25 protein-coding genes are annotated in these 23,793 nt (G+C 69.0%); 10 read left to right on the forward strand and 15 right to left on the reverse strand.

What is annotated here, in order from left to right; translation table 11 throughout:
• Positions 1–55: 55 nt before the first annotated feature.
• Positions 56–715 (reverse strand): ATP-binding cassette domain-containing protein, encoded by a 660-nt coding sequence (locus H5J31_RS05510; RefSeq protein ID WP_181771359.1) that lies wholly within the window; start codon positions 713–715, stop codon positions 56–58.
• Positions 712–1,227 carry a P-loop NTPase family protein gene (locus tag H5J31_RS05515; RefSeq protein WP_236004735.1) on the reverse strand — a complete coding sequence of 172 codons (516 nt, stop codon included), beginning with the start codon at positions 1,225–1,227 and terminating at the stop codon, positions 712–714. Before H5J31_RS05515 ends, H5J31_RS05510 begins: the two co-directional genes overlap by 4 nt.
• Before the next feature lie 111 nt (positions 1,228–1,338).
• Between H5J31_RS05515 and H5J31_RS05520 the strand changes: the two genes are divergently transcribed.
• On the forward strand, positions 1,339–2,700 hold the full coding sequence (locus H5J31_RS05520) for a sensor histidine kinase (protein ID WP_181771360.1): 1,362 nt from the start codon (positions 1,339–1,341) through the stop codon (positions 2,698–2,700).
• 171 nt (positions 2,701–2,871) lie between these two features.
• Here the strand turns inward: H5J31_RS05520 and H5J31_RS05525 are convergent, their stop codons facing one another.
• Complete coding sequence (locus H5J31_RS05525; RefSeq protein ID WP_181771361.1) at positions 2,872–3,480, reverse strand: hypothetical protein; 609 nt, start codon at positions 3,478–3,480, stop codon at positions 2,872–2,874.
• Between the two features lie 146 nt (positions 3,481–3,626).
• On the opposite strand from H5J31_RS05525, the gene H5J31_RS05530 reads away from it, so the two are divergent.
• The gene (locus tag H5J31_RS05530; protein WP_181771362.1) at positions 3,627–4,259 is read left to right on the forward strand and encodes a TetR/AcrR family transcriptional regulator; all 633 of its coding nucleotides are present in this window, start codon (positions 3,627–3,629) and stop codon (positions 4,257–4,259) included.
• 118 nt (positions 4,260–4,377) lie between these two features.
• Here the strand turns inward: H5J31_RS05530 and H5J31_RS05535 are convergent, their stop codons facing one another.
• On the reverse strand, positions 4,378–5,115 hold the full coding sequence (locus tag H5J31_RS05535) for a TetR/AcrR family transcriptional regulator (RefSeq protein WP_181771363.1): 738 nt from the start codon (positions 5,113–5,115) through the stop codon (positions 4,378–4,380).
• Between the two features lie 63 nt (positions 5,116–5,178).
• On the opposite strand from H5J31_RS05535, the gene H5J31_RS05540 reads away from it, so the two are divergent.
• On the forward strand, positions 5,179–6,045 hold the full coding sequence (locus tag H5J31_RS05540) for an alpha/beta fold hydrolase (RefSeq protein WP_181771364.1): 867 nt from the start codon (positions 5,179–5,181) through the stop codon (positions 6,043–6,045).
• A 191-nt stretch (positions 6,046–6,236) separates the two neighbouring features.
• On the opposite strand, the gene H5J31_RS05545 is transcribed toward H5J31_RS05540, so the two are convergent.
• Together H5J31_RS05545 and H5J31_RS05550 are read right to left on the reverse strand one after the other, a co-directional pair.
• Complete coding sequence (locus H5J31_RS05545; RefSeq protein ID WP_181771365.1) at positions 6,237–7,460, reverse strand: acetyl-CoA acetyltransferase; 1,224 nt, start codon at positions 7,458–7,460, stop codon at positions 6,237–6,239.
• Between the two features lie 131 nt (positions 7,461–7,591).
• Positions 7,592–9,064 carry a carotenoid oxygenase family protein gene (locus tag H5J31_RS05550; protein WP_181771366.1) on the reverse strand — a complete coding sequence of 491 codons (1,473 nt, stop codon included), beginning with the start codon at positions 9,062–9,064 and terminating at the stop codon, positions 7,592–7,594.
• Between the two features lie 131 nt (positions 9,065–9,195).
• On the opposite strand from H5J31_RS05550, the gene H5J31_RS05555 reads away from it, so the two are divergent.
• Together H5J31_RS05555 and H5J31_RS05560 are read left to right on the forward strand one after the other, a co-directional pair.
• On the forward strand, positions 9,196–10,161 hold the full coding sequence (locus tag H5J31_RS05555) for a winged helix-turn-helix transcriptional regulator (RefSeq protein ID WP_181771367.1): 966 nt from the start codon (positions 9,196–9,198) through the stop codon (positions 10,159–10,161).
• 76 nt (positions 10,162–10,237) lie between these two features.
• On the forward strand, positions 10,238–10,426 hold the full coding sequence (locus H5J31_RS05560) for a DUF5302 domain-containing protein (protein WP_076164687.1): 189 nt from the start codon (positions 10,238–10,240) through the stop codon (positions 10,424–10,426).
• A gap of 96 nt (positions 10,427–10,522) precedes the next feature.
• Here H5J31_RS05560 and H5J31_RS05565 read toward each other — a convergent pair whose 3' ends face one another.
• From H5J31_RS05565 to H5J31_RS05580, 4 genes are all read right to left on the reverse strand, one after another.
• Positions 10,523–11,593, reverse strand: a complete 1,071-nt coding sequence (locus H5J31_RS05565) for a Glu/Leu/Phe/Val family dehydrogenase (RefSeq protein WP_181771368.1) — start codon at positions 11,591–11,593, stop codon at positions 10,523–10,525.
• A gap of 120 nt (positions 11,594–11,713) precedes the next feature.
• The gene (locus tag H5J31_RS05570; protein WP_181771369.1) at positions 11,714–12,904 is read right to left on the reverse strand and encodes a PLP-dependent aminotransferase family protein; all 1,191 of its coding nucleotides are present in this window, start codon (positions 12,902–12,904) and stop codon (positions 11,714–11,716) included.
• The gene (locus H5J31_RS05575; protein ID WP_181771370.1) at positions 12,901–13,683 is read right to left on the reverse strand and encodes a tryptophan 2,3-dioxygenase; all 783 of its coding nucleotides are present in this window, start codon (positions 13,681–13,683) and stop codon (positions 12,901–12,903) included. Before H5J31_RS05575 ends, H5J31_RS05570 begins: the two co-directional genes overlap by 4 nt.
• Positions 13,680–14,501, reverse strand: coding sequence for a PaaX family transcriptional regulator (locus H5J31_RS05580; RefSeq protein WP_181771371.1), 822 nt, complete (start codon positions 14,499–14,501; stop codon positions 13,680–13,682). The genes H5J31_RS05575 and H5J31_RS05580 overlap by 4 nt, the downstream gene beginning before the upstream one ends.
• A 48-nt stretch (positions 14,502–14,549) precedes the next feature.
• Between H5J31_RS05580 and H5J31_RS05585 the strand changes: the two genes are divergently transcribed.
• From H5J31_RS05585 to H5J31_RS05600, 4 genes are read left to right on the forward strand one after another with little or no spacing between them, the layout of a single operon-like run.
• The gene (locus H5J31_RS05585) at positions 14,550–15,275 is read left to right on the forward strand and encodes a creatininase family protein (RefSeq protein ID WP_181771372.1); all 726 of its coding nucleotides are present in this window, start codon (positions 14,550–14,552) and stop codon (positions 15,273–15,275) included.
• A complete protein-coding gene (locus tag H5J31_RS05590; protein ID WP_181771373.1) occupies positions 15,272–16,774 on the forward strand; it encodes a benzoate-CoA ligase family protein in 1,503 nt (500 codons plus the stop codon). Before H5J31_RS05585 ends, H5J31_RS05590 begins: the two co-directional genes overlap by 4 nt.
• Positions 16,771–17,463: an SDR family NAD(P)-dependent oxidoreductase gene (locus tag H5J31_RS05595; protein ID WP_181771374.1), complete on the forward strand. Its 693-nt coding sequence runs from the start codon at positions 16,771–16,773 to the stop codon at positions 17,461–17,463. Before H5J31_RS05590 ends, H5J31_RS05595 begins: the two co-directional genes overlap by 4 nt.
• The gene (locus tag H5J31_RS05600; protein ID WP_181771375.1) at positions 17,460–18,287 is read left to right on the forward strand and encodes an enoyl-CoA hydratase family protein; all 828 of its coding nucleotides are present in this window, start codon (positions 17,460–17,462) and stop codon (positions 18,285–18,287) included. The genes H5J31_RS05595 and H5J31_RS05600 overlap by 4 nt, the downstream gene beginning before the upstream one ends.
• Positions 18,288–18,645: 358 nt before the next feature.
• Here the strand turns inward: H5J31_RS05600 and H5J31_RS05605 are convergent, their stop codons facing one another.
• Complete coding sequence (locus H5J31_RS05605) at positions 18,646–19,596, reverse strand: helix-turn-helix transcriptional regulator (RefSeq protein WP_181771376.1); 951 nt, start codon at positions 19,594–19,596, stop codon at positions 18,646–18,648.
• A gap of 61 nt (positions 19,597–19,657) precedes the next feature.
• On the opposite strand from H5J31_RS05605, the gene H5J31_RS05610 reads away from it, so the two are divergent.
• Positions 19,658–20,128 (forward strand): VOC family protein, encoded by a 471-nt coding sequence (locus H5J31_RS05610; RefSeq protein WP_181771377.1) that lies wholly within the window; start codon positions 19,658–19,660, stop codon positions 20,126–20,128.
• A 173-nt stretch (positions 20,129–20,301) separates the two neighbouring features.
• Here H5J31_RS05610 and H5J31_RS05615 read toward each other — a convergent pair whose 3' ends face one another.
• From H5J31_RS05615 to H5J31_RS05630, 4 genes are read right to left on the reverse strand one after another with little or no spacing between them, the layout of a single operon-like run.
• Positions 20,302–21,219, reverse strand: a complete 918-nt coding sequence (locus H5J31_RS05615; RefSeq protein ID WP_181771378.1) for an SMP-30/gluconolactonase/LRE family protein — start codon at positions 21,217–21,219, stop codon at positions 20,302–20,304.
• A gap of 10 nt (positions 21,220–21,229) precedes the next feature.
• Entirely contained in the window at positions 21,230–21,886 is a 657-nt protein-coding gene (locus tag H5J31_RS05620) for a histidine phosphatase family protein (RefSeq protein ID WP_181771379.1), read from the reverse strand.
• The gene (locus H5J31_RS05625; protein WP_181771380.1) at positions 21,886–22,947 is read right to left on the reverse strand and encodes a phosphotransferase family protein; all 1,062 of its coding nucleotides are present in this window, start codon (positions 22,945–22,947) and stop codon (positions 21,886–21,888) included. Before H5J31_RS05625 ends, H5J31_RS05620 begins: the two co-directional genes overlap by 1 nt.
• On the reverse strand, positions 22,944–23,696 hold the full coding sequence (locus H5J31_RS05630) for an SDR family oxidoreductase (protein ID WP_181771381.1): 753 nt from the start codon (positions 23,694–23,696) through the stop codon (positions 22,944–22,946). The genes H5J31_RS05625 and H5J31_RS05630 overlap by 4 nt, the downstream gene beginning before the upstream one ends.
• Positions 23,697–23,793: the final 97 nt, after the last annotated feature.

The raw sequence follows: 23,793 nt of genomic DNA on the forward strand, positions 1-23,793 counted from the left end.
AGCCGGGCGGGTCGCACTCGCGCGATCCCGCCGACCCACAGCGCCATCGCGGCGATCACAGGTCCTGCACCAGCTTCCCGTCGACCATCGCCCAGCGGTCGTCGAACAACCCGTCCGGCGCGGGCTCGGTGGTGGCCACCAGCAACCCGGCCGCCAGCCGGTCCGCCGCCTGCACGAGCCTGCCCATCAACCGCTCCGCCGCGGGCCGGTCCAGCCAGCCCGCCGGGTCGTCGGCGAGGATCAGCCTGGGAGCCGGCGCGAGCGCCCTGGCCAGCATGGCCAGCCGGATCTGTTCCCCGGTCAGGTCCCGGGGCGCCTTCTTCGCGAGGCCGGTCAGCCCCGCCAGGTCCAGGGCATGGTCGACGGCGTCGCGGACCGCGGTGCCGGTCCGGCCCGCGAGGACCAGCGGCAGCGCGACGTTGAGCCGGACGTCGAGGTCGCGCAGGAGGCCGCCGTCCTGCAGGACCAGCCCGACCAGATCGGGTCCCGGGGGCGACGGCGCGAACGCGGGCCAGTCGATCGTGCCCGCCGTCGGTTTCTTCATCCCGGCGAGCAGATGCAGCAGCGTGGTCTTCCCGGTCCCGGCCCGCCCGGTCACCACCGCCCGGGTCCGGGCACCGATCACGCAGCTCACACCGTGCACGGCGACCACCGCGGTCACGCCGGTGCCATAGGTGTGCGCCAATTCGTTCGTGCGGACCAGGGGCTCCGTCACGCCACTCTCACGATCCGGTGCGCGGCGGCGGCGACGTCGGGATCGCGGGTCGCCACGACGACGGCCGTCCCGCGACTCGCGACGGCACGCAGCAGGTCCATGAGTTCGAGGGCGGCGAGCCCGTCGAGTTCGCCCGCCGGTTCGTCGGCGACGACGACCTCGGGTGCCCCGGCCAGGGCGACGGCGACCCCGGCCCGCGCGCTTTCCATGATCGACAGTGTGCCCGGGTAGGCGTCGCCGCGGCCGGTCAGCCCGGCCAGCTCCAGCAGTTCGGCGGCGTTCTCCGGGGCGCGGCGGGCGGCGAGCCTGCCGGCCAGCACCACGTTCTGCTCGACGGTGAGGTGGCCGAAGAGGTTCCCGCGCCTGAGCAGCACTCCGACGCCGTCGCCACCGGAGGGGAGATCGCCACCTCCGGAGGGCAGCACGGCCACACATTCGCCCGGGACGGCGAACCGGACGAGGGGGACGGATCCGGGCCCCGGGCCTGCCATTACGGCGGCACGTCGGCGCATGGCCCCAAGGTAAGGCGAACGGGGTCAACATCGCCTTGATCCCAGGTCAACGGACGGCAAAATATCGCGTCCGGCGGGTGATCCTCGCGCCGGTCGGCCACACTGTCGTCCGTGCGCCGCCGGATCGTGACCCTCACCGTGCTGGCCGCGGTGCTGGCGATCACCCTCTTCGGAGTGCCACTGGCCCTCGCGGTCGCCAAATTCCACGAGAGCATGTCGACGCACGACCTCGAACGGGCCGCCGACACCGTCGTCCTCGACGCGACCGGCGACCTCGCCAACGGCCGGACGCCGGTGCTGAAACCGCCGCGCCCCGAGAACGAGGACGAGGGCGCGGACGAGGAACGGTCGCGGATCCGGGGTATCAAGGTCGCGATCTACACCCCGACCGGGAAACTCCTGGTCGGGGACGGTCCGGCGACCGCCGACGACTACGTGCGCCAGGCGCACCACACCGACATGGCGACCGGGACGCTCGGCGACGAGGTGGTCCTCGCCGTCCCGGTGCTGAGCGGCTCCTCCCTGGTGGGGGTGATCCGCGCCGCCCATCCGCGGATCGAACTGGACCGGCGGATCTGGCTGACCTGGCTGAAGATGGCGGGGCTCGGCGGGGTCGCGATCGGGGCGAGCTGGCTGATCGGTCTCCGGATCTCCCGCCGGCTGGCGCGGCCCCTGGAGGACCTGGCCGTCACGGCCGAGCGCCTCGGCGAAGGCGACTTCACCGTGCGCGCGGCCCGCACCGGCGTTCCCGAAATCGATCAGGTCGCCGAAGCGCTCGACGTCACGTCGGTCCGGATCGGCGAGACGCTGGAACGCGAACGGACCTTCTCCTCCGACGCCTCCCATCAGCTGCGGACGCCGTTGACCGGGCTGCGGCTGCAGCTGGAGGCGGCGCTGGAGAGCCCGGACCGCGATCCCTACGCGACGATCCGGGACGGCATCGCCTCGGCCGACCGGCTGGAACGCACCATCGACGACCTGCTGGCGCTGGCCAAGCAGACCAGGGCCCCGCGTGCCCTGCTCGACCTGGGCAAACTGTTCGAGGAGGTCCGCCAGACCTGGCACGGCCTGCTCGCCGAACGCGGCCGGGCGCTGCGGATCAGCGGCCGCGAGGCCCTGCCGGCGAGGGCGGCCGACGCGGCGGTGCGGCAGGTGCTCGCCGTACTGCTGGACAACGCGGCGACGCACGGGCGCGGCACGGTCAGCGTCCTCGCACGCGACGCCGGGGACGCGCTGGCGATCGACGTCAGCGACGAGGGCGCGCTCGCGGACGGGAACGATCCGTTCGACACGAACCGGGAAGAGACCGAGGAGCGGGAAGGTCACGGGATCGGCCTGCGCCTGGCGCGGAGCCTGGCCGAGGCGGAGGGCGGACGACTGCGGCTGACGAGCCCGTCGCCCACGACGTTCACGCTGCTCTTGCCCGCCGAACGCCCCGCACCGCGAGAAGAAGGCCCGGGCCTGGCGAGCTAGGGGGGGTTACTCGCCAGGCCGGGCCGGTAGGAGGCAAACGCGCCCCGACAGCGCGCACGGCATGCCACCTGAAGGAAGACGGTAAAGACCAGCGGGCCAACAGACGGTACACGCGGGATTAACTGACACTTTGCTTTTAAATGTCACAGGTCAGGACCCCGGTGTACCCGGTCATTTGCGCTGGATGAGCGCGTAACTGCCGTTGTTCCCGACCGTGAAATCCTGGAACGGGTAGTAGTTCGCGTAGCAGCCGTACTTCACGACGCACTGTTCGAGGTGGCCCTGCATGTAAGTACGCGCGTTCACGTTGCCGGGGCGGTACTGGAGACTGTTCTTGATCTCGCCCTTGTACCGGATCGTCGCCTTGTCGTACTTCGCGATGTAGGCGTCACGGGTCACGCTCGACACGGTTTTGCCGTTGTAGCACCAGTCGACGCGCATATGCCACTCGGCGGTCTTGAAGCCGAGGGTGCTGCGATACACGATGTAGCGGTCCGCGTGTGTGCAGGAAGTCTTGCCCTGGACCGGTGCCGGGCCCGGGGTCTCGTTCGAAACGTCCGTGACCTCGGTCTTGCCCGGGTCGATCACGGTCTGCGCGAGTTCGGGATCGGTCTGGATGATCGCCCGGTCGGCGTCGGTCATCACCCCGGTGGCCGCGACTCTGGCCAGCGCCTCCTGGATGGCGACCGGATCGGGTTCCGCGGCCTGGGCGCCGGGGGCGACACCCACCATTAGGCAGCAGGCCACCGCGGCCAGCATCCCGGCGAGACGTTTCCTCATCATCGTTCCCTTCCGCGCCGAGGACGAACGCCTCGACCGCCGGGGGGACGATGTCCGAGACCGCTAGGCGCGGGCTAAGCACCGGCCAAGCGCGGCCTTCAGCGACCGTCCGGCCGGGCTGAATCGATCGTGGGAAGATTGGTCCCATGACCACCGAGCCGGCGCCGAGATGGCGGAGACTGGAACCGGACGAGCGTAAGGAACAGATCTTCGCCTGCGCGGCGCGCCTTTTCGGGGACCGTCCGTACTCGGAAGTGTCCACTTCGGACATCGCGGCCGACGCCGGGGTGGCCAGGGGCCTGATCAATCACTACTTCGGCACCAAACGCGAGCTGTACCTGGAGATCATCCGGCGGGCGCTGACCGTGCCGCGCCTCGCCGTCGAGATCCTCCCCGAAGGCCCGCTCGAACTGCGCGCCGACGTCGCCATCGACTGGTTCCTGGACATGGTCACCAGCCAGGAGAAGATGTGGCTGGCCGCGATCGCGCCGGAAGGCATCGGCCGGGACCTCGAAGTCGAGCAGATCCTCGAAGAGGCCGATCGCGAATCGGCGGACAGGGTGCTGGAAGCGGTCGGCCTGTCCCGCGAGAGCGAACACGGCCAGGAACTGAACGCGCTGGTCCGCGCGTTCGGCGGGATGGTCAAGGCGGCGGGCCGGGAATGGCTCGTCCGCGGTTCGCTCAATCGCGAGCAGGTGCACACCCTGCTCAGCAAGTCGCTCGTCACGCTGGTCGGTGAAGTGTTCCCCGAGATCCAGCGCGGCGTTTCGCGGAACTGACGGCGATCAGGGGAGAAGCCCCCGGCACCTCGAGGGGGAGGTTGGTGCCAGGGGCTCCGGGCCGGTGGCGGACCACCGGTGTACCTCCACAATACGCCGAGTCACTGTCACGGCTCTGTCAAAGCTCGAAGGCGGTCTCGGGCTCACTCAGCTGGGCGATGCGGTGTTCCAGACCGTCCAGACAACGCTCGACCGCGTACGCGTAAAGCCGTTCGTAGTAGCCGGCCGCGAGGTCCGGATCGGCGACCAGTTCGGTGATCGACCTGCCCAGCGCCGCCATCCCCGGCAGATCCCCACGATCGCGATAGGTCGCGTACCCCTCGGACCGGTCCAGCTGCAGCGCCATCGCGCTCTCGCGGTCGTCCTCCATCGCGACGAACTGGCAGGCGGTGGCGACCAGCAGGTTGTAGGCGAGCGGGGCCTCGTCCCCGAAACCCGCCGCGAGCAGGCGGCCGATGCCGGTGTCCATGGTCGGCACGGCGGCGGCGACCGACGGCCCGAACAGGGCCAGCCGTCGCGCCGAACCGGGATAGCGGCGCAGCACGGTGCGCATCGTCGGCAGGAACTCGCTGAACCATTCCCGCCACGGCAGCGTCGCGTCGGGCAGGACCAGCTGACCGACCACCCGGTCCAGGACCTCGACGACGACGGTGTCCCGGTCCCCTACGTGGTGGTAGACCACCGCGGGGTAGGCGTCGACCGCGGCCGCGAGCTGCCGCAACGTCCAGTTCTCCAGGCCCGCCTCGGCCGAAAGCTCCAGCGCGGCCTCGACGATCCGGTCCTTGGTGACCGCCGGCCGTCCGGAAGCCGCGCGCGACCGTGACCGGGAACTCGCGTCTTCGGAGAAAGTCGGCATGCGGGCTACCGTATCCGCACTCGCCGGTGGCACGACGGGGGACATCCGGGGAGGATCGGCCCCATGCCCCGCGCGCGTGTGAACGGCCTCGAACTCGAGTACGACACCTTCGGCTCCCCGGAGAACCCGCCACTCGTCCTGGTCATGGGGCTCGGCGCCCAGATGGTCACCTGGGAGACCGGCTTCTGCGAGCTGCTCGCCGAGGGCGGGTTCCACGTCGTCCGGTTCGACAACCGCGACATCGGCCTCTCGACCTACCTGGACGACCTTCCGGCACCGGATCTCGCGGCGCTCGCGGCCGGGGACCTGACGTCCGCGCCGTACCTGCTGTCGGATCTCGCGTCCGACGTCACCGGGCTGTTCGACGCGCTCGGCTTCGAACGCGCGCACGTCGTCGGCGCGTCCATGGGCGGGATGATCGTGCAGCAACTCGCGATCGACTCGCCGGAGCGGCTGCTCAGCCTCACGTCGATCATGTCGACCACCGGGGATCCTTCGGTGGGCCATCCGGAACCGGCCGCGCTGGCCGGGCTGACCAGGCCGCCGGCCACCACCCGCGAGCAGGCGATCGAGGACGGCGTCACGTGGTTCAAGCTCGTGGGTTCGCCCGGGCATCCGTCCGACGAGGAGTTCCTCCGGATGAAGGCCGCCCGCAACTACGACCGGGCGAATCATCCGGCGGGCGCGCTGCGGCAGGCCGCCGCCGTCGTCGCTTCCGGCGACCGCACCGCGAAACTGCGCGAGGTCCGCGTCCCGACCCTCGTGATCCACGGCGAGAGCGACCCGCTGATCAACGTCAGCGGCGGGAAGGCGACGGCGGAGGCGATCCCCGGCGCCGAACTGGTGCTGTACCCCGGAATGGGGCACGAGCTGCCGCGTCAGCTGTGGGCACCGATCGCCGAAACGATCGTCGCGCACGCGCGGTCGTGAGTGGCGATCCGGGTTCCACCGATAGGCACCAGTGGCGCGTTTCCGTGCCTCCCGTTGGCTTTCGATCCCGCGGAAGGTGTTGCGAAAGCCACTTTCGCAACGTTGAAGGTTGCGAAAGTGGCTTTCGCAACACCGTATCCCCGACCCGACCGACCCACCGACCGCGCCAGGCCGAAGCGGTCGTGAGTGCTTCATCGGGCGACGACCATCGCGACGACGGTCGTGAAGGAGCCGCCGACGTTCAGGGTCAGCACGTTCCGCGCACCCTCGACCTGAAGCGGCCCGGCGGTTCCCGCCACCTGGCGCGCGGCGTCGTGCACCATCCGCACCCCGGTCGCGCCGACCGGATGCCCGAGTCCGAGCAATCCGCCGCCGGGATTCACCGGCAGGACGCCGTCCCGCGCGATCCCGCCGGATTCGACGAGCCGTCCCGCCGATCCCGGCGGTGCGGCGCCGAGATGTTCCAGCGCCACCAACGCGGTGATGGTGAAGCAGTCGTGCACTTCGACGACGTCCATCTCCTCGGCGCCGGAAACCTCAGCTCGCCGGTACGCGTCGAGCACCGCGCCGCGCAGATGCGGGAACAGGTACTCCTGGCCTTCGGCACGATCAAGCTTGCCACGTAAGGACAAATGCGCCGTCCGATGCCCGAAACCGGTCAATCGCGGGACGTCCGCGAGGTCACGTCCCGCGCGTTTCGCCCATACAGCGGCGAATTCCGGTGAAGCGAGGACGATCGCGGCGGCGCCGTCGGAGATCCGGCCGCAGTCGTTCTTGCGCAGCACGCCTTCCACGACGGGGTTCAGCCGGTCGTCCTGACCGAACGAGCCCTCGGGGAAACTCCAGTCGCGGGCCTGCGCCATCGGGTTGAGCGCGGCGTTCGCGAAAGCGTTCTGAGCGAACAGACCGAGATGCGCGGGATCGAGTCCGTAGCGCCAGTCGTAGACGTCGGCGACGTCGGCGAACAAGGCGGGCCAAGGGAATTCCGCCGACTGCGCCTCGCCGCCGACCCAGGCCGCGGAGCCGAGATGCCCGGCCGCGGACCGCGCGTCGGTGTTGCGCATGAGTTCGAGCCCGGTCACCAGTGCGACGTCGTAGCGGCCGGATTCGATGTCGGCGCTCGCGGCGAGCACCGCCGTCCCACCGGAAGCGCAGGCGGCCTCGTGCCGGACGCTCGGCACGCCGTCGAGATCGGGGATGGCCGCCACCAGGAGCCCACCGAGCTGGGCCTGGCCGGTGAACAACTCGGCGGCCAGGTTGGCCACATGCGCGACGCCGATCTCGTTCGCCTCGACCTGCGCGTCCACCAGGGCGTCCGGCACCACTTCGGCGAACATCTCGAACAGTCCGCCGCCCTCTTTCGCGAAATTCCGCGCGAAATCGGTCTGTGCCCCGCCCAAAACGAAGACCGTCATCGGCCTGGTTCCACCCTCTGGTGCCGTGCCCGATTCGCCCCTCCCCCGGGAAGGGGCGAATCGGACGGCGGCTTTCGGCCCCTTTGCGCCTGCCCACACCCCTCCGGTGGGCGGGCGGCAAAGGGGGATTCTCAACTACGGGAAGGTTCCAGCTGGTCCGCCCGGACCCAGGTAGCGTGAAAACCGAGCGGGACACGCTGGGGCAGCAGGACCCTGGCCACGGGTCCGGCAGCGAGATCGGCGGCGTCGAAGATGTCCAGCTCCGAGCGCCCCTCGCGCTCGTCCTGGACGAAGGTCACCAGATAGCCGTCGTCGGAATCGGCGGCCGCGCCGTCGCGGGGTGCGAACGGCGCCTCACTGCCCCACCGGCCCGGACCGAACCGATGTTCGGTCTTGGAGCCGGCACGATTGTCGTAGCACACCAGGCCGTCGAACTTGAGCGTCGAATCCGGCGAGATGTGCACCGCGTAGGAAAAGCGGTTCCGGCCGCCGACCACCCTCGAGTCGACGGTCGGGAACTCGGTGTTGTCGTCGTCCAGCTGCGCTTCCAGGCACTGTCCGGTCCGCAGGTTGAACCGGTAGCGGTGCAGCGAGGCGTCCAGCCGCAGGTACGACAGCATCTTGGCGAGCGGCGTGCGCGCGTCGGCCGCCGGCTGCGGGCGCTGGACCCGGCAGACGTCGAGGACGATCTCTTCGCCCTGCTCCCAGGAGTTGACGACGTGGTAGATGTAGCACGGGCTGGCTTCGAACCAGCGGATCTGGCTACCGCTACCGTAGCGAGGCATCACCCCGAAACGACTCGGCAGCGACCGGTCGAAGAACAGCTTGTGGCGCCCGTTGCGAGCCGCCTCCATCTCCTGGACCAGCGGGAGGTCCATCAGGACGGCGTAGTTCTCGGTGATCGCCATGTCGTGCGGCAGACGCGGGCCGGGCAGTTCGATCTCGGTCGTGTTCACGACCTTGCCGTCCGCGCTGATCACGCCGTAACGCAGGTACGGCGGCCTGGGCCCGTAGTCGAACCAGAACATCTCGCCGGTGCGCTCGTCGACCTTCGGATGCGCCATCATGTCGCCGACCAGCGTGCCCAGGAAGTCCTCGGCGCCCAGCGTCTCCAGCGAGAGCGGGTCGACCGCGTACGGCGTGCCGCACATGTACCAGGTGGCGAGCACCTGGCCGCGATGGAAGATCAGATCGGTGTTGCCGCTGTCCTTGACGTTCAGGCCGTGCGTGTTGCCGAACGGATTGCCCTTCGGCGACTCCATGACGCCCTTCCAGAGCGCCTTGCCCGCCTCGGATTCGGCCTCGAACGCCTTGGTGCGGACCCAGCGGTTGCGATAGCGGGCCTTGCCGTTCTCCAGGTGGACGGCGTGGATCATGCCGTCGCCGTCGAACCAGTGGTAGCGGCCCTCCGGCTCGAACCGGGGGTTGGGCCCGTTGCGCAGGTACACGCCGTTGAGGTCGGCGGGGATCTCGCCGATGACCTGCAGATCGCTCGCGTCGATCTCTTCGCCGACCGGGGCGTAGACGCCCATCAGGTACGGGTTGGCCTTCGGTTCACCGGTGGCCGCGGCCACCATGATCGGCTGCTCGGAGGTGCTGGCCATCGGTTCTCCCCGGGTTGGTTCGCGTTGACCGATTGGCTGAGACACTATGATTTCTGTAGTCAGCTGTCAAGAGACTTCGTTTGCTGTAGTCAGTAGTACGCTGACCGCGACACCACTTGAGGGGGACGTACGTGACAGAGGCGACCGCGCACCGCGTGAGGCCGGCGGGCGACCCGCTGCGCCGGGCCCTCGAACTGCTCGGCGACCAGTGGACCCTGCTGATCCTGCAGAGCCTCTTCCTCCGCTTCCGCCGCTACGAGGAACTCCGGCTGCGTCTCGGCATCTCCCCCACCGCGTTGTCCGGACGGCTGCGCGAGATGGTCGACGCGGGCATGCTCGTCCGCACGCCGTACCGCGACGCGCGCCGCACCCGGCACGAATACCGGCTCACCGAACGCGGGCTGGAACTGTGGCCACTGCTGATCTCGATCTGGGCCTGGGAACGGGAATGGGTCGAGGGACGGCGCGCCGTCCTGCCGACGCTGATCCATCTGGACTGCGAACTGGCCACCTCGGCGCCCCTCGGCTGCGCTTCCTGCGAACGCCGCGTCGACGCCCGCGACATCCGCGCGCGGCGGCTCGACGACACCGGCGTCGTCGAAGCGACGGCGACGAAACGCTTCCGCCGCAAGGACGCCGAGTCCCTGGCGGGCGATCCGCTGATGTTCTTCCCCGACACCATGGAACTCCTGGGCGACCGCTGGTCGACCGGACTCGTGGTGAGCGCGCTGCTCGGGGCGCGGCACTTCTCGGAGTTCGAACGGGAACTCGGCATCGGCCCCAGCGTGCTCTCGGGCAGGCTGTCGAAACTCGTCGACGTCGGCGTACTGCGGACGGGAGCCGCGAAGACCCGCACCGACGCGCACGACTACCGGCTGACGGCGAAAGGCCTCGCGTTCTTCCCCGCGCTGGCCTTCATCGCCGAGTGGTCCCGTGGCTTCGAGACCCCCGGGCAGGCACCGGACATCACGCTGGACCACGTCGACTGCGGCAACCGGCTGAAGCCGATCCTGCTGTGCGACCACTGCTGGCGGCCCTTGCTGCGGAACCGCGTACGGTTCGGCGGTCCGGTCCAGCCGCCGGAGCCGCCCAGGTGAGGAAAATCGACTCGCCAACCGGGGTGGTTCCTGACAGGCTGAGGACTTGTCACATGTCGTCACCTCGGAGGTAGCAATGACTGAACCGGCACCGTCCCCAGCGGATGGCGAAGAGGACGACACCAAGCGCAAGTTCCGCGAAGCGTTGGAGCGCAAGCAGGCACAGGCGCGCTCCGGCTCGGCCCACGAGAACGCCGGCGGCAAGAACCTGCACGCTCACGGCCCGGCCGCGAACAAGCGCACCTTCCGTCGCAAGAGCGGCTGAGTCCCGGCCCCCGCGTGCTATGAACGGCCCGTTACTTGCAAATTTTGCAAGTAACGGGCCGTTCATAGCGTTCAGGGACCTGCGAGACAGGGCCGATTACACGGTCAGGATCGATCGCAGGCCGCCGACCTCGGCCATCCGGCGTTCCGCGAGCCTGTCGGCCGCGGTCGCCGGGGGCACGCCGTCGGCCTTGGCCAGCGCGAACACCGCCTTGGTGGTGTCGAAGATGGCCGTGGTCTTGCGCTTCGCGCGCGCGAAGTCGAAGCCGTGCCGCTCGTCGTCGACCTGGATCACGCCACCGGCGTTGACCAGGTAGTCCGGCGCGAAGAGGATGCCGCGGTCGTCGAGTTGCTTGCCGACGCCGGGGTGCGCGAGCTGGTTGTTGGCCGCGCCGCACACGATCTTGGTGCGGAGCGTGGCGACGGTCTCGTCGGTGAGCACGCCGCCCAGCGCGCACGGCGCGAAGACGTCGAGTTCGGTGCGGATCAGCGTGTCGAGGTCTTCGACGACCTCGACGGCGGGGTATGCCGCGCGGGTGCGTTCGATCGCCGCGGGCGAGACGTCGGTGATGACCACCTGCGCGCCCGCTTCGATCAGGTGCCCCACGAGGATGTGCCCGACCTTGCCGACCCCGGCGACGCCGACCTTGCGACCGGCGAGGTCCGGGACACCCCAGACGGCGTCGGCGGAGGCGCGCATGCCCTGGTAGGTGCCGAAGGCGGTGAGGACCGAGGAGTCACCCGCGCCGCCGTTCTCCGGCGAGCGGCCGGTGACGAACTCCGACTCGCGGGCGACGATGTCCATGTCCTCGACGTAGGTGCCGACGTCGCAGGCGGTGATGTAGCGGCCGCCCAGCGACTGGACGAACCGGCCGAAGGCGCGCAGCAGCGCCTCGGTCTTGTGCTTGTGGGGGTCGCCGATGATGACGGCCTTGCCGCCACCGAGGTCGAGCCCGGCGAGCGCGTTCTTGTAGGCCATCCCCTTCGACAGCGCGAGGACGTCGGCGAGCGCCGCGTCCTCGGACTCGTAGGGGTAGAACCGGGTTCCGCCGAGCGACGGCCCCAGCGCCGTCGAGTAGATCCCGATGATGGCCTTCAGGCCGGTGGCCTGGTCCTGGCAGAAGACGACCTGTTCATGGCCGGTACCTTGGCCGAACACTTCGGTCACTGTGGTGACTCCTTGTCACTGGAGTGCACGCCGCTTGTGGCGGACGTGCGGAGTTCCTGGATCAAGGCACGAGCCTCCGCACGAAGGTCATCCGGCGGCGACGGTGCCACACCCCGCAATCTAGCGGACGATCTCGTCCAGGGTGCGGAGTGCGGAATCGAGTTGACCGTCGGACAGATAAGGGGCCGGGCCGAACCTCAGGTACGAGCCGCGGCTGTCGGTCCGGACCCCGCGTTCGGCGAGGGCGGCCTGCAGCGCTCCGGCGTTCGCGCACTTCAGCGACAGGAAGCCGCCGATACGGTCCAGCGGCGTCTCCCGGTCCCGGGTGATGACGTCTTCGGGCAGGCCGAGCTTGTCGAAGCCCTCGGCCAGGAAGCCGACCTGGTGTTGCGAGACCTCCCGCAGGAACTGGGGTGTGAGTCCTTGTTCGGCGAAGAACCGGAAGACGCGCGCGCCGCGGTAGTGACTCGTCGGGTCGTAGGTCGCGCCGGCGAACCTGTCCGATCCGGAAGCGTAGGCGACTTCGCCGGGACGGCGCTCGTCCGCGAGCGCGCCGAACTCGGCGTACCAGCCGGTGACGACCGGCCTCAGTTCCTGCGCGTGCGCGGGCATGCGCAGGAAGCAGTTGCCCTCGCCGAGCTGGAGGTACTTGTAGCCGCCGCCGAGCACCCAGGCGTTGGTGAGCCCGAGGTCGTGCAACGCGAACGGGACGACGCCGAGCGCGTGGTAGGCGTCGACGACGAGGTTCACCGACTTCTTTAGGCAGTCGTCGGCGAGGTGCGCCAGCCCCGGCACCAGCCGGGAGGTCTCGAACAACACGGCCGAGACGAGTACGGCGGCGGTGTCCTCGGTGACCTCGGCGGCGACGCGTTCGGCCAGCGTGGAGACCGGCGACGCGGGGACGCGGACCACCTCGACGCCCTCTTCGGCCAGCCGCGCCAGCTGACGGCGCAGCGTGTGGAACTCGCCGTCGGTGGTGACGATCCGGGGGCGCCCGCGCAGGTCCATCGCCGACAGGAAGCGGATCACCAGATCGTGGGTGCTGGCGCCGAGCGCGATGCCACCGTGCGGGTCACCGAGCAGGGCACGGAACCCGGCCCGCATCTCTTCGGCCTTCTCGAACGCCCGCTCCCACTTCGTGTCGACCTCTTCGGCCGCGTCCGCGAAGGCTTCGAGAAGGCCCTCCTCCGCGACGTCCGGCCAGGCCTGGTGGGAGTGCCCGGTCAGCAGGATCCGGTCCGCCACACCGAATTTCGTGTAGTGCTCCGCGAGCGCGTTGGGGCCGCGGCGAAGCGAGTCGAGGTCGGTCAAAGTCGGCTCCGCACCGCCCAGAGGTCCGGGAACATCGGGTTGAAAAGCGTCGTACGCAGGTAGGAAGCGCCCGACGAACCCCCCGTCCCGGTCTTGTCTCCGATGGTGCGCTCGACCATCTTCACGTGCCGATACCGCCACTCCTGCATCCCTTCGTCCAGGTCGACCAGGTGCTCCGCCACCACTGACGGCCCTGTGTCATCGCGATAAACCTGCAGCAGAACCTCTTGGAGCGCTGGAGAGGGTTCGAGTGGCTTGGTGACGTCGCGCCCTGTCGGGACGGCGTACTCCTTCACGGCGAGATACGTGACGAAGGAGTCGAAGAGCGAGGGCTTGGCCATCGCGCCGGCGATCCGGGCACGCTGTTCACCGCCTTCGGGATAATGCGCGAACACCCGCTCGTCCCGGCGGCCGAGCACGGCCTCGAGTTCGCGGAATTGAGCCGACTGGAACCCGCTCGAAGCGTCGAGTCGCGCACGGAAACTGGTGAACTGGCTCGGAGTCATCGTCTCGAGCACATCGATCTGCGCGACCACCACCTTGAAGATAGTCAGAATCCGCCTCAGCGTGCGGATGGCGTGAGCGGTGTTACCCGCCTCGAGTTGCTCCTGCAGGTAAAGCGCCTCGTGGAGAACTTGTTTGAACCAAAGTTCATACACTTGGTGGATCACGATGAAGAGCAGTTCATCGTGTTCATCGGACCGCGGGTGCTGTGCGTCGAGCAATTCGTCCAGCGAAAGGTAGGACGTGTAACTCAATGCCGCCTGGGTGTCGTTCATGGTTCTGTCACCTCGTCGAAGTGGCGCTGTGCCGCCGGGGCAAGTGCCTGGTAAAGATCATGGAACAGCTCGACCGCGGCCGCCCGGCTCGGCGGAGCCGGCACCAGCCCGACCGGGAGTTCCGGGTCGAGCGACGGGAAGGCGCGGAAGGTGTGCGTCAGCCAGGTTCGGACCTGGAACGCCTCGGCGTCAGGCAGGTCGCCTGAATATCCGCCGAAATCTCGGACGAACGCGTCGTAGCTCGCGGCGAGGCCGTCGAGGTTCCAGGCGCGGCCGGCGAACCGCTGGACGTCGAGTCCCGCGGACGGTTTACCCAGCATCAGCCCGGCGTACTCGGAGACGTCGAGTTCGGCCAGCAGGGTGAGCACCTCCGCCTCGCGGTCGTGCGGGGCGATCCAGGTGCCGTCCTGCACCGGGCCGAAGCCGAGGAAACGCAGCCGGCGGACCAGCCGTTCCCGAGCCTGGCGACGGCTCTCCGGGATGCTCTGCCACAGGACGGTCCACTCGCCGATCTCGCGATCGCGTCTGCCGAGGGAGAAGATCCGGCGGTCGCCGTCCTCCAGCAGCGCGATCGTGCGGCGGGTCAGCGAGTAGTGGACGAGCCTGCCCGCCTTGTGTCTCGCGAGCAGGTCGCGCCGGGCGAGCCTGGCCAGCGCGATCCGCGCGGCGCCGTCGGAGAAGCCCAACCCGGCCAGCACGCCGACCAGGCCACCGGACCAGACACGACGGCTTTCGCGCGGCGCCACGTAGGTGCCGAGCAGGGTCATCACCAGTTCCTGGGGACCTGGGTCGCCGTGGAGCGGGGCCGATTCGGGCATGAGCGCAACTCTATACACCTCAGGCCGCTGCGGTGTAGCTTGATTCGAGTGACGTACTTCGCGGATTTGAGCTCGCGCCAGGTCGCCGCGCTGGCGTCCAGTGAGCGAGTACCCGTGCTGCTCCTGCCGGTGGGCGCCGTCGAACCGCACGGACCGCACGCCCCGCTGGGCACCGATCCCCTGATCTCGCGGGGAATGTGCGAACGGGCCGCCGCGCGGCTGGCCGGTGACCCCGGCGTGCGGGTGCTGATCCTGCCCGAGGTTCCCTACGGCGTGACGCGGTTCGCGGCCGGGTTCGCGGGCGGGATCTCGATAGGCGAGGAAACCCTGCACGCGCTCCTGACCGACATCTGCGGCGCGCTCGCCGAGCAGGGGTTGACGAGGATCCTGCTGGTCAACAACCACTTCGAGCCGGCACATCTGGCGGTACTGCGTCGCGTGGCGGAGACCGACGGCGTCGGCCTCGTCGACCTGGTCCGACGCCGGTACGCGGCGCGGCTCACCGACGAGTTCCGTTCCGGGGAATGCCACGCCGGGCAGTACGAGACGTCGCTGGTGCTGGCCGACCGGCCGGATCTGGTCGACGCCGTCGTCCAGCGTGATCTGCCGCCGGTCCACGTCGACCTGGCGCGTGGCGGGGTCACCGACTTCGCCTCGGCCGGGATGACCGAGGCCTACTGCGGCACCCCCGCCCAGGCGACCGCCGAGGAAGGCGAGAAGACCTTCTCCGTGCTCGCCGACATCCTGGTCGAAGCGATCCGGGAGCTGGCATGACCTTCAACCTGGCGACCCATTTCGTCGACCGGCTCCCTGGCGCACGGACGGCGTTGGTCTGCGGCGACGAGGAGGTCACCTACGCGGAGCTGTCCGCCTTGGTGAACCGGGCCGGGAACGTACTGCGGGATCTGGGTGTCCGAAGTGGACAACGGGTGTTGCTGGCGCTGAACGACAGCGTCGAGTTCGTCGCGGTCTGGTACGCGGCGCAGAAGATCGGCGCGGTCACCGCCGAGGTGTATTCCTTTCTGCAGCCCAAGGATTACGCGTACTACCTGAAGTACACCGAAGCCGTGGTCGTCATCGCCGACGGCTCCACGCTTCCCGCGCTGCGCGAGGCCGGTGCGCGGAACCTGCTGGTGATCGGCGACGTCGCCTTATCGCCGGGCGAGCACTCGTTCGCCGCCCTCGTCGCCGCGGCTTCGGACGAGCTGGAGGCCGCGCCGACCACGCTGGACGACATCGCGATCTGGAAGTTCACCACCGGCAGCACGGGCTCGCCCAAGGCCTGCGTGCACCCGGCGCGCAGCGCACTGGAGAGCTTCGATCGGTACGCGCTCGGCGTACTCGGCCTGCGCGAGGACGACCGCGTCCTGGCCGTGCCGAAGCTGTTCTTCGGGTACGCGCGCGATCTCACCGCGTTGTTCCCGTTCGGCGTCGGCGCGTCCGGCATCGTGTTCCCGCAGCGCAGTACGGCGGAGCTGCTGTTCTCGCTGATCGAGAAGCACCGCCCGACGATCCTGGTCAACGTGCCGACCATGATGAGCGCGATGATCGCCCATCCGGACGCGTCCACAGTGGACATGAGTTCCCTGCGGCTCGCGACGTCCGCGGGCGAAGCACTGCCGTCGGAACTGCATCGCAAATGGGACAACCTGTTCGGCGTCCCGGTGATCGACGGCATCGGCTCCTCGGAGGCGTACCACATCTACCTCTCCAATCTGCCCGGCGCGCAACGGATCGGCAGTCTCGGCCGTGAGGTTCCCGGCTACACCGCGCGGATCCTGGACGAGACCGGGGAAGCGTTGCCGGACGGCGAGATCGGCACCCTGGAGGTCACCGGACCGACCATCGCGCGCGAGTACTACGGGGACGCCGAGAAGACCGCGCGGACGTTCCACGGAGAGACACTGCGCACCGGCGACCTGTTCAGCCGCGACAGCGACGGCTACTTCCACCACCACGGCCGCGCCGACGACCTGCTGAAGGTGTCCGGGGTGTTCGTCGCGCCGAGCGAGATCGAGGACTGCCTCATCGGGCATCCCGCCGTCGTCGACTGCGCTGTGCTGGGCGTGACCATCGACGGCCTGGTCGTCCCTCGGGCGTGTGTCGTCCTCGCCGAGGGCGCTTCCGTCACGGCGGAGGAGCTGAAGGACCACGCGCGAGCACAGCTGGCGAAGCACAAATATCCGCGCGAGGTGGTGTTCGTGACCGAACTCCCCCGCACCGCCAACGGAAAACTCGATCGGCGCACACTGCGCCGGATGGAGGCAGGGTGAGCAGGATCGTCGTCGTCACCGGCGGGACACGCGGGATCGGCGCGGCCATCGCCGCCCGGTTCGAAGCCGCCGGTGACCAGGTGCACGCCCCCGGCCGGGCCGACTGCGACGTCACCGACGAAGACGCCGTCGCACGCTACTTCGACGGCCTGGGCCCGGTGGACGTGCTGGTCAACAACGCCGGGATCTCGGCGAGCGCGCCGCTGGCGAAGACGTCGCTGGACCAATGGCGGACGCAGCTCGACGTCAACGCGACCGGCGCTTTCCTGTGCACACGGGCGGTTCTGCCCGGTATGCGGTCCCGCGACACCGGCCGGATCGTCACCGTCGCCTCGACGGCGTCGCATATCGGCTACCGCTACACGGCCGGCTACACGGCGTCGAAGCACGCCGCCGTCGGCCTGATGCGAGCGACCGCCGCCGAGGTCACCGGCACCGGCGTCACCGCGAACGCCGTCTGCCCGGCCTTCGTGCGCACGGACATGACGGCCGCCTCGGTCGCCCGGATCCAGGAACGGACCGGCCGCGACGAGGCCGAGGCGGAAGCCGCCCTCGCCGCCGCGTCACCGCTCGGCAGACTGCTCGAACCCGGCGAGGTCGCCCACGCGGTGGCCTTCTTCGCGGCGCCCAAAGCCGCCGCGATCAACGGACAGACACTCGTCCTCGATGGAGGTGGGATCCAATCATGAGCCCGTTCCGCGCCACGCCGCCGATCACGACGGACTGGGAGCACTTCGAGTTCACCGTGGACGACGGCGTCGCCACGGTGACCTTGGACCGCCCCGAAAAACTGAACGCGCTCACCTTCGACGTCTACGCGGACCTCCGCGACCTCCTGGCCGAACTACCACACCGCGGCGACGTCCGGGTCCTGGTCGTCACCGGACGCGGACGCGGGTTCTGCTCCGGCGGCGACGTCGAGGAGATCATCGGCGAACTACAGAAGATGGAATCCGCCGAACTGCTCGAATTCACCCGCATGACCGGCGCCGTGGTGAAGGCGTTGCGAGAGTGCCCCATCCCGGTGATCGCCGCGGTGAACGGCGTCGCGGCGGGCGCCGGTTCGGTGATCGCGCTGGCCAGCGACTTCCGGCTGCTGGCGTCCTCGGCGAAGTTCGCCTTCCTGTTCACGAAAGTCGGCCTCGCCGGCGCGGACATGGGCTCGGCGTACCTGCTTCCGCGGCTCGTCGGGCTCGGACGGGCGACGGAACTGCTGATGCTGGGCGACAAGATCGACGCCGCCCGGGCCGAGGCGATCGGCCTGGCTTCACAGGTCGTTCCCGACGACTCTTTGGGTTCCACCGCCGCCGCTTTGGCTCGCCGTCTGGCGGATGGACCGGCGCTGGCGTACGGCACGACCAAGGTGCTGCTGACACGGGAGCTGGACATGGACCTGGGGAGTTCCATCGAGCTTGAGGCCATCACGCAGGCTCTGCTGATGACGGCGAAGGACCACGGGGAGTTCTATGCGGCCTGGACCGCTGGGCGCACGCCCCAGTGGACCGGCCGGTAAGGCTCTGCCGCCGCACTTAGTCGACTAAGTGCGTGGGCTGGGAGTCCGGCGGTCGGTGGGTGGCCGGATTGGTCGTGAGCCCAGGTGAAGGGTTGCGAAAGCCACTTTCGCAACCTTGAACGTTGCGAAAGTGGCTTTCGCAACACCGTCTCACCGGCAGACCCGCGCTGAACCGAGGGGTCGCGAGTGGCGATTCGGGTTCTCGTCGAGAGGCAGCGCAAACGTGGTATGTCGGCTGCCTGGTCCGCGACTGTCCATAAAGGACGTTTTTTGACGTCCTGGAAGGGGTCGTGAGTGATAAAGAGGGTTAGAGCCCCAATCGCCACTCACGACCCGCTGGACCCAAGCAACCAGTCGGCTAAATGCGGGAAGCACCACCCGCGGAGAACAGCCGTTCGGCCAAGAATCGGCACCGCTCCGCCAGCTCCACCGGCTCGATCACCTCGAAAGCGTGCCCCAGCAACACCACGTGCAGCAGCACGGCGTCGAGATTCGCCGCCCCGCTCAGCACTTCGCACCGCGAATCCTCGCGCGGTGTCACCACCGCGGCCGACGCCGAGATCTGCGCGCGCACCATCGAAGCAGGCGCGTGCACCAGAAAACGCGCCTGGTGCGGATAAACGCGGCTCGCGACGCTCTCCTGCACGTAGCTCGCCGCGTCGGGTGCGGGTCGCGGCCGGAATCGCCAGGAGCGGGCGGACACCTCGGTCATCCGGTCGACGCGGAAGTTGCGCCAGTCGTCGCGGTCGAGGTCGTAAGCCAGCAGGTACCAGCGCCGGTCGGAGGCCACCAGCCGATACGGCTCGACCCGGCGCCGCATCGAACCCGAGGACGACGGGTAGCCGAACCCGGCTTCGACCTCGTCGCGGCAGGCACGGGCCAACGTCATGAGGACGTCGGGATCGACCGGGGTGCGGCCGCCACCGAAGGATTCCACCGAGCCCGACAGCGCGCGCACCTCGTGCCGCAACCGGGTCGGCAGCACCCGGTCGAGTTTCGCCAGCGCCCGGAGCGCGGCGTCGCCGTCACCCGCGCCGGCGAGCAGGGAGACGGCGGTGGCGATCGCCTCTTCGTCGTCGAACAGCAGCGGCGGCATGTCCTGTCCGGGACCCAGCTGATAGCCGCCGCCGACCCCGTTGCTGGCCTGCACCGGATAGCCGAGCGCACGCAGGCGCTCGATGTCCCGCCGGATCGTGCGCGGCGTGACGCCGAGTCGTTTCCCCAGTTCAGGGCCGGTCCACACGGTGCGCTGTTGCAACAGGCCGAGCAGCGTGAGCACTCGCTCGGTCGTACTCCGCTCGTCCTCCATGCCACCAGTCTCCCAGAGATAGCGGACCGATCCTGTCCGCTAGTCATGCGAGAGTGGTCCCATGAACCGCAAGAGCCGCGAAATCCAGGTCACCTTCGACGCCCACGATCCGAAGGCGCTGTCCACCTTCTGGCGCGACGCCCTGGGCTACGTCCACCCCGGTCCCCCGGGGGTCGAGGTGCCCGAGGGCACCGATCCGCTGGACGCCTGGGCCGAGTTCCTCGAACGTGTCGGCGTGCCCGAGGATCAGCGCAACACCCGCTCGGCCCTCGAAGACCCGGACGGCGAGGGGCCGCGGATCTTCTTCCAGCAGGTCCCGGAGGACAAGGTCGCCAAGAACCGGCTCCACCTCGACATCCGCGCCGCTCCCGGACTTCAGGGCGACGAGCGGATGGCGGCGCTCGAAGCGGAGTGCGACAGGCTCGTCGCCCTGGGGGCGAAGCGGATCCAGCGTTTCGAGCCCGAACAGCCGCTCAGCCTCGGCTTCATCGTGATGAACGACCCCGAGGGCAACGAGTTCTGTCTCGACTAACGGTTTCGATGAGCATCCACCCCGCGAGTGGCTGTGACGGCTGAAGCCAACTGGGTCTTGGGTTCCGCTGCGGTACGTCACGGGGACGATGTCGCGAAAGCCACTTTCACAACCTTCAACGTTGCGAAAGTGGCTTTCGCAACGCCTCCCGGAGGAGCGGCGTGAGGCACGCCTCAGACCGTGGTGACGGCGATCGCGTTGTCCTCCAGCGACCCGAAGTACAGCTTCCCGGCCCGCTCACGGACGCCGACCAGCACGTGGAAACCGTCGATCTCCCCGCGCAGTTCGTGGACCAGCTTTCCTTCGGGGCTCACGCCCTGCACTCCGCACTCCCGCAACGGAGACGGCTGCAGGGACGTCGGCAGTGCGCGCACGGCGGCTCGCAGCGGCGCGGGGAACTTCTGGATCACCGAGAGCGCGGGCACCTTCGGGCTGGCCACGGTGATCCAGATCAGCCCGTCGCTGCCGGTGGAGATGTTGTCGGGATAGCCCCAAAGGTCCTCGACGAGGACGTCGCGATCGCCTGCCCGCTCGCCGGTCAGCCAGATCCGGCTCACCCGGTAGGCGCCGGTCTCGGCGACGGCCACATAGGACTCGTCGGGCGGGAGCGCGACGCCGTTGGCGAACTGGAAACCGTCGGCCAGCTGCTCGATCTTCCCGTCCGGGGTCCGGCGCAGCAGACGGCCGCCGCCGGTCTGCTCGATCAGGTCGTCACGCCATTTCTCGATGCCGAACCGCCGCGACGAGTCGGTGAAGTACACCGTCCCGTCGGCGGCCACGGCGGCGTTGTTGCAGAACACGAAATCGAGGCCCGCCGCCGAAGTCGCCAAGGTGGTCACGGAGCCACCCCCGAGCGGCATCGTGAGCAGTCCCGCCTTCGCGTCGCAGATCAGGAGGTCGTCGCCGTAGAACTCGATGCCCAGCGGACGTCCGCCGGTGTCACCGAGGACGTCGATCCGCTTGCCGTCCGGCGCGACGCGCAGGATGCGCCCGTCGTCGACACCGGTGTAGATCCGCCCCTGGTCGTCGACCACGACGTCCTCGGGACCGTGCCCGTTGACCGGGATGACCGTGACCTCGCCGAACGCCATCGCGTGTCTCCTAGCGGTAGGTGAGCAGTTCCGCGGCTTCCGCCTCGAAATGCGGATGTTCGTTGAACGACAGCAGGGTCACCCCGCCGCGGCCGGACACCAGTTTGGTGATGCCCGCGTTCACGGTGACCCGGTTCAGTTTCAGCAGTCCGGCCTCGGGCGTGCCCATCAGCGCGCCGCAGACCGTCGCGATCACGCCGCCGGAGCTGAAGACCACGGCGTGCTCCCCTTTGCCGAGCGACGTCACGAGATCCGCCAGCGCGCCCTCGACCCTGGCCAGGAACGCCGGCCAGGTCTCGGCGCACGGGCCGGTCTCCCCCGCCGCGATCCACGCGGTCAGCGCACCGTCCAAAGCGGCCTGATAGGCCCGCGAATCGGTCTGCTGGACGCCGGCGGCGTGGTATTTCGCGATGTCGACGTGGTCGTACTCGTTCCAGCGCTCGTCCTCGACGACGGCGACCCCGGAACCGAGCACCTTCACCGCCGTCGCCGCCGTATCGCGTTGGCGGGCCAGGGATCCGGACCGTGCCTGGCTGAATTCGACGCCGCGCCGCACCAGCTCGTTACCGACCACGGTGGCCTGTTCGAACCCGCGTGGCGAGAGCTGGTCGTAGTTCTCCGCACCGAACGACGCCTGCCCGTGCCGGACCAGGTAGATCGCACCCACTACGCGTGTCCTCCGCCGATGATCCGGCGGCAGCGCCCGTCCAGATAGCCGACGAACTGCCACAGATCCTCGAAGGCCGGATTGTGCGTCTGTCCATTATGGAATCGGAAGTAGATCTGCTGGATCACCACCGCGAGCCGGAACAGGCCGTAAACCTCGTAGAATGTCCAGTCGCCGATTTCGAGCCCGGACCGTTCCGCGTACCGTCGCACGAATTCCTCGCGTGTGTACATCCCGGGTACGTGCGTGGGCTGACGACGGCTGAGTTTCATGACGTCGTCGTCATCCTCCTGCACCCAGTACGCGAGCGTGCTGCCCAGTTCCATCAGCGGATCGCCGAGCGTCGCCATCTCCCAGTCCAGCACGCCGACGATGTCGAGATCGTCGTCGAGCACCAGGTTGTCGAGCCGGTAGTCGTTGTGGATCAGGCAGATCTTCACTTCGGCGGGCTGGTTCTCCTTCAGCCACGCCATCACCTCGGCGCAATCCGGGACGTTCTCCGTGCGAGCCTTGAGGAACCGCTCCGACCAGCCGCGTACCTGACGCTCCACGTACCCGGCACCCTTGCCGAGGTCGGCCAGCCCGGCCGCGTCGACGTCGACGGCGTGCAATTCCACCAGCCTGTCGACGACCTTGCCGCACAGCTCGCGCGCGCCCTCGGCGGACAACGCCGGTGACCGCGGCAGATCCCCGCGCAGGATCAGCCCTTCGAGCCGCTCCATCACGTAGAAGTCGCCGCCCAGCACGCTTTCGTCGTCGCAGAAGGCGAGCATTTCCGGCACATAGGGGAAGACCGGCCGCAGCGCCCGCTGGACCCGGAACTCGCGGCGCATGTCGTGCGCGGACGCCGCCTTGTGCCCGGCGGGCGGGCGCCGCAGGATCAGCTCCCGATCCGGATAGGTCAGCAGATACGTGAGATTCGAGGCTCCGCCGGGGAACTGGCGAACCTCCGGAGGCGTGTCGCCCAGTCCGGGAACACGTTCGGCCAGCCAGCTGTGCACGACGACGGGATCGAAGGAGTCCTCGTCGCGGACCTCGACGGTCTTGTCGGCCACCGTCATCCGAACTTCCGCAGCACCGAGACGGGAACGAACCGGAACACCTTCGCCAGCACGCTCCACGGCCACGACGGCACGAACGCCTTCGCGTTCTCGGATTCGATCGCCTTGACCAGCGCCTGCGCACCCGCCTCCGCCTTGGTGGCGAGCGGGATCTTCGAGATGTCCACGTTCATCTCCGACTCGATGAAGCCGGGGAGCAGTTGCGTGACCTTGATCGGCGTCTTCAGCAACTCGATCCGAGTGCCTTCGGTCAGGGCCGAGACGCCCGCCTTCGAAGCGGCGTACGCGGTCAGGTTGCCAGGGAAGGCGCGAAGAGCGGAGAAGGAGGAGACGACCACCAAGTGGCCCGCCTTCTGCTTCCGGAAGATGCCGACGGCGGCCTCGATCTGGGCGGCCGCGGCGAGGAAGTTGGTCTGAAGGGTCTGCCGGTTGGCGTCGAACCGGCCGGAGCCGATCGGCTGCCCCTTGCCGAGGCCCGCGTTCACGATCACACGGTCGAGGGATCCGAGCTCCTCACGGAACTCCTCGAAGACGGTGAAGACCTGGTCGTGGTCGTTCACATCCAGCTTCCGGGTGACGACGGTGATCCCGGGATACGCCTTCTTGAGCTCCGCGGCGAGGGCGTCGAGACGGTCGACGCGGCGGGCGGCGAGGGCGAGATTGCGGCCTCTGGCGGCGTACTGCCGGGCCATTCCCTCGCCGAGTCCGGAGCTCGCACCGGTGATCAGGATGTTCTTCCGCAGGACCATGCCTGGAGCGTACCCGTTGGTAACAACACCGGCGCCCTCCCGACCGGAGCCGGACAGGAGACTGCCCCCGACGCCTGGGTACGCCGGGGGCAGCCTG

The sequence above is a fragment of the Amycolatopsis pittospori genome (assembly GCF_013870525.1).
GTDB classification, from domain to species: domain Bacteria; phylum Actinomycetota; class Actinomycetes; order Mycobacteriales; family Pseudonocardiaceae; genus Amycolatopsis; species Amycolatopsis pittospori.

Coding starts and splice junctions, on each gene's coding strand:
- H5J31_RS05605 (WP_181771376.1), bottom strand. CDS start 19,596: ATGGAGGACGAGCGGAGTACGACCGAGCGAGTGCTCACGCTGCTCGGC.
- H5J31_RS05530 (WP_181771362.1), top strand. CDS start 3,627: ATGACCACCGAGCCGGCGCCGAGATGGCGGAGACTGGAACCGGACGAG.
- H5J31_RS05550 (WP_181771366.1), bottom strand. CDS start 9,064: ATGGCCAGCACCTCCGAGCAGCCGATCATGGTGGCCGCGGCCACCGGT.
- H5J31_RS05560 (WP_076164687.1), top strand. CDS start 10,238: ATGACTGAACCGGCACCGTCCCCAGCGGATGGCGAAGAGGACGACACC.
- H5J31_RS05515 (WP_236004735.1), bottom strand. CDS start 1,227: ATGCGCCGACGTGCCGCCGTAATGGCAGGCCCGGGGCCCGGATCCGTC.
- H5J31_RS05615 (WP_181771378.1), bottom strand. CDS start 21,219: ATGGCGTTCGGCGAGGTCACGGTCATCCCGGTCAACGGGCACGGTCCC.
- H5J31_RS05610 (WP_181771377.1), top strand. CDS start 19,658: ATGAACCGCAAGAGCCGCGAAATCCAGGTCACCTTCGACGCCCACGAT.
- H5J31_RS05625 (WP_181771380.1), bottom strand. CDS start 22,947: ATGACGGTGGCCGACAAGACCGTCGAGGTCCGCGACGAGGACTCCTTC.
- H5J31_RS05540 (WP_181771364.1), top strand. CDS start 5,179: ATGCCCCGCGCGCGTGTGAACGGCCTCGAACTCGAGTACGACACCTTC.
- H5J31_RS05545 (WP_181771365.1), bottom strand. CDS start 7,460: ATGACGGTCTTCGTTTTGGGCGGGGCACAGACCGATTTCGCGCGGAAT.
- H5J31_RS05535 (WP_181771363.1), bottom strand. CDS start 5,115: ATGCCGACTTTCTCCGAAGACGCGAGTTCCCGGTCACGGTCGCGCGCG.
- H5J31_RS05575 (WP_181771370.1), bottom strand. CDS start 13,683: ATGAACGACACCCAGGCGGCATTGAGTTACACGTCCTACCTTTCGCTG.
- H5J31_RS05580 (WP_181771371.1), bottom strand. CDS start 14,501: ATGCCCGAATCGGCCCCGCTCCACGGCGACCCAGGTCCCCAGGAACTG.
- H5J31_RS05600 (WP_181771375.1), top strand. CDS start 17,460: ATGAGCCCGTTCCGCGCCACGCCGCCGATCACGACGGACTGGGAGCAC.
- H5J31_RS05525 (WP_181771361.1), bottom strand. CDS start 3,480: ATGAGGAAACGTCTCGCCGGGATGCTGGCCGCGGTGGCCTGCTGCCTA.
- H5J31_RS05630 (WP_181771381.1), bottom strand. CDS start 23,696: ATGGTCCTGCGGAAGAACATCCTGATCACCGGTGCGAGCTCCGGACTC.
- H5J31_RS05590 (WP_181771373.1), top strand. CDS start 15,272: ATGACCTTCAACCTGGCGACCCATTTCGTCGACCGGCTCCCTGGCGCA.